Source organism: Streptomyces sp. NPDC039424, assembly GCF_055639495.1.
In genome coordinates this window covers 1-1,660 of the sequence record NZ_JBVKAI010000050.1, presented here as the reverse complement: position 1 = coordinate 1,660, position 1,660 = coordinate 1, and the positions used below count along the sequence as shown (strand labels likewise).

Here is a 1,660-nt window from a genome sequence, read left to right as displayed (position 1 = left end):
CCGGACGTGATCTTCCTGGCGGAGGCGTTCACCCGGCCGGCGATGATGCACACCCTCGCCCAGATCGGCTTCCAGCAGTCGTACACGTACTTCACTTGGCGCAACACCAAGCAGGAACTCACCGAGTACCTCACGGAGCTCAGCGGGGAGGCGGCGGCCTACATGCGGCCGAACTTCTTCGCCAACACCCCCGACATCCTGCACGCCTACCTCCAGCACGGCGGACGCCCCGCTTTCGAGATCCGCGCGGTGCTCGCCGCGACCCTCTCCCCCACCTGGGGCATCTACAGCGGATACGAACTGTGCGAGAACACCCCCCAGCGGGCGGGCGGCGAGGAGTACCTCGACTCCGAGAAGTACCAGCTCAAACCCCGCGACTGGGCCGCCGCCGAACGCGAGGGCCGCAGCATCGCCCCCCTCATCTCCACCCTCAACGCCATCCGGCGCAGGCACCCCGCCCTGCGGCGCCTGCGCAACCTCCACTTCCACCCGACCGACAACGACGCCGTGATCGCCTACAGCAAGCGCGCCGGCTCGGACACGGTCGTGGTGGTCGTCAACCTCGACCCTCACCACGTCCAGGAGGCGACGGTCTCGTTGGACATGCCGCGACTGGGCCTGGACCCGCAGGCGACCGTGTCCGTGCACGACGAACTGACGGGTGAGACCTACCACTGGGGCCGGACCAGCTATGTGCGTCTCGATCCCGGCCGGGCTCCGGCACATGTGCTCCATGTCCGGCCATCGTCCGTCCCGCCCCGGATCGGAGGGCCCCGAGCGTCATGACTGTCAACGACCCCGTCCCGGACACCTTCGAGGACACACCCGCCAAGGACCGGGACCCGGACTGGTTCAAGCGCGCCGTCTTCTACGAGGTCCTCGTCCGCTCCTTCCAGGACAGCGACGGCGACGGCATCGGCGACCTCAAGGGCCTCACCGCCAAACTCGACTACCTCCAGTGGCTCGGTGTCGACTGCCTGTGGCTGCCGCCCTTCTTCAAGTCACCGCTCAGGGACGGCGGTTACGACGTAGCCGACTACACCGCCGTGCTGCCCGACTTCGGTGACCTCGCCGACTTCGTGGAGTTCGTCGACGCCGCCCACCAGCGCGGCATGCGCGTGATCATCGACTTCGTCATGAACCACACCAGCGACCAGCACCCGTGGTTCCAGGAGTCGCGCAAGAACCCCGACGGGCCGTACGGGGATTTCTACATGTGGGCCGACGACGACAAGCAGTACCCGGACGCCCGGATCATCTTCGTCGACACCGAGACCTCCAACTGGACCCATGACCCGGTGCGCGGCCAGTACTACTTCCACCGCTTCTTCTCCCACCAGCCGGACCTCAACTACGAGAACCCCGCCGTGCAGGAGGAGATCCTGGCCGCCCTCCGCTTCTGGCTGGACCTGGGCATCGACGGATTCCGGCTGGACGCGGTGCCCTACCTCTACGCGGCCGAGGAGACGAACTGCGAGAACCTGCCCGCGACCCACGAGTTCCTCAGACGGGTGCGCCGCGAGATCGACGCGATGTACCCGGACACCGTGTTGCTGGCGGAGGCCAACCAGTGGCCGGAGGACGTGGTCGACTACTTCGGCGACTACGGCAGCGGCGGCGACGAGTGCCACATGGCCTTCCACTTCCCCGTCATGCCCCG

At 67.3% G+C, this 1,660-nt stretch carries 1 protein-coding gene and 1 pseudogene; both read left to right on the top strand.

Annotated elements, in window-relative coordinates; genetic code table 11:
* Positions 1-786 (top strand): annotated as a pseudogene (locus tag ACZ7L0_RS43930) (alpha-1,4-glucan--maltose-1-phosphate maltosyltransferase); the annotation flags it as partial.
* A partial coding sequence (locus ACZ7L0_RS43925; protein WP_471248193.1) for an alpha-amylase family glycosyl hydrolase occupies positions 783-1,660 on the top strand: 878 nt, incomplete at its 3' end. The pseudogene ACZ7L0_RS43930 and the gene ACZ7L0_RS43925, both read left to right, overlap by 4 nt.